3 protein-coding genes are annotated in these 3,924 nt (G+C 71.5%); 2 read left to right on the forward strand and 1 reads right to left on the reverse strand.

Annotated features, from left to right (window positions below; genetic code table 11):
- Positions 1–788: trehalase-like domain-containing protein (locus tag ACFV0Q_RS39285; protein WP_385012599.1), on the reverse strand; the 788-nt coding region annotated here is incomplete at its 3' end.
- A gap of 234 nt (positions 789–1,022) precedes the next feature.
- Between ACFV0Q_RS39285 and ACFV0Q_RS39290 the strand changes: the two genes are divergently transcribed.
- A complete protein-coding gene (locus tag ACFV0Q_RS39290) occupies positions 1,023–2,357 on the forward strand; it encodes a sensor histidine kinase (protein ID WP_385012601.1) in 1,335 nt (444 codons plus the stop codon).
- Positions 2,358–2,596: 239 nt separating this feature from the next.
- Positions 2,597–3,835, forward strand: a complete 1,239-nt coding sequence (locus ACFV0Q_RS39295; protein ID WP_385012603.1) for a sedoheptulose 7-phosphate cyclase — start codon at positions 2,597–2,599, stop codon at positions 3,833–3,835.
- Positions 3,836–3,924 lie beyond the last annotated feature (89 nt).

Consider the following 3,924-nt stretch of genomic DNA (forward strand, 5'->3'; position numbering starts at 1 on the left):
GCGCCCGTGTCGGCGTAGATCAGGCCCTTGATGACGAGCAGGCTGCGGACCACGGCGTCCCGGTGGGCGCCGTCGTAGGTACAGCGTCCCGCCCAGGCGCGCCAGTAGGCGATGGTCTCCGCCAGGCGGTCGTCGAGCTCTCCGGAGGAAGGCGGCTGCCGGAAGGGTTGTGACGCCCGCAGGTGAACGAGGGCGGCGACGCGCTCGGTGCCGGCCGTGACGACGGCCCGGGAAACGTGGCCCGGGCACCCGGCCGTGCCCTCCGCCACCGGTTCGAGGACGCCGAGGTCGGTGTGGAGGTAGAGGGCCTCGTCGCCGCCGGACGCCCGCAGGACACCGGCGTCGGTGAGGGAGAAGGCCGCCGGTGACCGTCCGAAGTCGAACGTGGGGAAGAACTCGACGGTCATCTCGACCGCACCGGACCGGCCGCGGACGTGGCGCTGGAGCAGGTGCCCCGGCTCCCGCCGCGCCGGGCGCCCGGGGTGCTCGGGGTCCGGGTGGACCGGCAGGCAGTCGGTGACGGTGACGACCCCGTCCGCCGTCCGGAAGGTGGTCTCCAGGACGTTGGTGTCCGGCAGGTAGCGCCGGTCGGCCGTGTACGGGGCGGTCGGCGCGATCCGGAAGTAGCCGCCCTTCCCCCGGTCGAGGACGCGCGCGAAGACGGGCGCCGCGTCGAACCGGTGGAAGCACGCCCACTCCACCGAGGCATCGCGTCCGACCAGTGCGAGCGAGTGACCGTCGCTGAGGAAGGCGTAGTCGGAGATGGCCGGGAACTCGTCAGCATTCATGGGTGGATCGCTCACCTCTGTACGGACCCGGAAGGGCCCGCCGGCAACAAGTCCCCCGGGATCCTCAGACTACGCCCGTGGCCAGTGGTCGCAATCTGTCGCCTCCGGGCCTCGGTACGCGGTCTGACCTGCGCCACAGCAGTTCCGACACGGGCGCGGGGGGCGGGAGACCGGTCCCGCCGGCGTGCCCGCCGTCCAGTGCACCAGGTGCCGGGGACGCATAGACTGCTCCATGTGCGTCCGCAAGACACCGCGGGGCACGCCCCGCCCCCGGCGCCGCAAGGCGAGCCACGGCCCTCCACGGGCTGGGTGGCCGGCCGCTGGCCGCCGGTCGCTCCCGGAACACCCGGCGGCGACGCGCTGGCGGGCATCTTCCTCAGGTTCGACCAGCAGGCCCAGGCGTTGCGCAGCGTTCTGCGGTTCTGTCTGATCGCGGTGATGGTGCTGGTGGTCCTGACGGCGACGCCCTCGAGGCAGTGGCCGCCGCAGCTGGCGCTCATCGGTGCCTACGCCTGCGTGTCGCTGGCCGCGTGGTGGTTGCTCGTGCGGCGCCCCCGGCCGGTCCACCGCATACAGCGCCTCGACCCCATGGCGGTCGTGGACGTCGTCGTCGTCTGCGCCCTGCAGTTCCTGTCCGCGGGCGGATACGCCCCGCTGGGGCTGCTGGCGTTCCTGCCGTTCTTCACCGCGACGCAGACCGGACGCCGGGCGGCACTGCTGTCGGTGTCGGCGATCGCCGTCGGCGCGGTCTCGGTGGTGTCGGACCCGGTGTTCCGGGCGCAGATGCCGCCCGGGATCCTCACGGCGGTGACGGCGATGCTGGCGCTGCTGTGCGTGGTCTCGTACACCATCTCCCGTGGCCAGGAACGGCGGCTGGCGAGCGTCGCACAGCTGACCATCGGCCGGTCGGTGCTCCTCAACGATGTGATCACTGCGGAAGAGCGGGAGCGCCGGGCCGTCTCCGAAGCGATACACGACGGCCCTCTGCAGACTCTGCTCGCCGCCCGGCAGGACCTCCAGCAGGCCCTCAAGAGGCCCTCCGACATCGCGTCGGTGCGGCGGGCTCACGGACTGCTCGGAGATGTCTCGACGGAGCTCCGGGAGGCGAGCGTCGCCCTCCATCCGTCGGTCTTCGAACAGGCCGGCCTCGCGGCGGCCCTGAGGTCCCTGGCCGCTTCGTGTTCCGAACGGATCGGCGCTCCGGTGGAGTGCACCACCGACTACCCCCGGCGTCTGGCCGACGACGTCGTCGTGTTCGCCGTCGCCCGGGAACTGCTCAACAACGTCGCCCGGCACGCGCGCGCGAGCTCCGTCGTGCTGGACCTGCGCGATGACGGGAACGAGATCACGCTGGAGGTGGGTGACGACGGTGTCGGTGTGGACCCGGCCGCTCTCAGACACCGCCTGGCCGAAGGCCACATCGGACTCGCCTCCCACCGGGCGCGCGTGGAGTCGCTGGGCGGAAGCATGGAGTTCCCGCCGGTGGCACGCGGCACCCGGGTACGCGTCCGGTTGCCGGCCCGCGTGGACGCGTCAGGGCCTACCCGTGAGGCAGAGCACGGAGCGTGACCGCATCCACGCGGACCGCACACCTTGGGTGATGTATCGGTTGCACGCGTGCGGTGTCCGACGCGTGCCGGCCGTCCGGTGTAGTGCGAGGGGCGACCCGCGTGTCCTCCGATCGGACGCCGTGTGCTCCTCTCCCCGCTGGGGCGAACGGGCGACGGACGCGTGGCCGCCGTCTTCCTAGCGTGGTGACGGCGCCCAAGCGCGCCCCCACACGGCAAACCGAGAGAAGGTCTCCCGCAATGACACGCGCCCGCGACTCCAAGACCGTGCACAACCGCTGGACCATGTCGGCCACGAAGAAGGTCGAGTACGAGATCGTCGTGACGGACGACGTCTTCGACCCCGCCAACCCCGAGCTGGGCCTGGTGCCCGGCGCGGAGCGGTGCGACGGCACCCGCCTGGTGGTGCTGGACGAGACGGTCGACGGGATCTTCGGGCACCGTGTGCGCAGCTACTTCGCGGAGAACGACGTCCAGGTGGAGTACCTCACGCTGCGCGGCGGTGACCAGCACAAGAGCATCGACCAGATGCTGCGGGTCGCCACCCGGCTCTCGGAGATCGGTACCGCCCGGGTGGGCACTCCGCCCGTCGCGATCGGCGGCGGCGTGCTCCAGGACGTCGTGGGCATGGCGGCGAGCCTCTACCGCCGCGGCATTCCGTACGTCCGGGTGCCCACCACACTGCTCGGGCAGATCGACGGCTCGGTGTCGGCGAAGACGGGCGTGAACTACGAGGGGTGCCGCAACCGCCTCGGCACGTTCGCCCCGCCCCCGCGGACCATCATCGACCGCGGTCTGATCGCCACCCTGCCCGAGCGCCAGGTCCGCAGCGGTCTGGGTGAGGCACTGAAGATGGCGCTCATCAAGGACGCACGTCTCTTCGAGGTCCTGGAGGAGCACGGCCCCCGGCTCGTCGCCGACCGGCTGCAGGACAGCGGTGCCGGGCCGGACGACCCGAAGCCGGGGCTGGAGGTGGTCCGCCGCGCGATCACGGGCATGGCGGAGGAACTGCAGCGGAACCTGTGGGAGGCGGACCTGAAGCGGATCGTGGACTACGGTCACACGTTCTCCCCCATCGTGGAGATGCGCGCCCTGCCGGAACTGCACCACGGCGAAGCGGTGGCGATGGACTGTGTGTTCAGCGCGGTCCTCGCCGCCGACCGGGGCATGCTGAGCCGCGAGCAGCTGACCCGGATCATCGACACGACCCGCAGGATCGGGCTGGCGGTCTCCCATCCGATGTTCGCCGACGCGGACGTGATGAAGGAGGCGCTCGCCGACACGATGCGGCACCGCGACAACCACCAGTACATCACCCTGCTCACGGACATCGGCAGCACGACGTTCGTCGACGACGAGGACCTGACCGGCATCACCGGCGACGAAATCGACCGGGCGGCCCGGTTCATGGGCGAACTGCTGCGCGACCCGGCCAGTCGGCACCCGGGCCGGGCGCGGACTCCGCTGACGGTCGCCTGACGGCCGGCACGCCGGTCACACGTCAGTCGAACACGCCGAAGGAGGACGTCGATGGACCGCACGAACGCATACGCATGGACGGGCAGGAA

Origin of the sequence: Streptomyces sp. NPDC059564, from assembly GCF_042735575.1 — a bacterium.
In the GTDB taxonomy this organism is placed as follows: domain Bacteria; phylum Actinomycetota; class Actinomycetes; order Streptomycetales; family Streptomycetaceae; genus Streptomyces.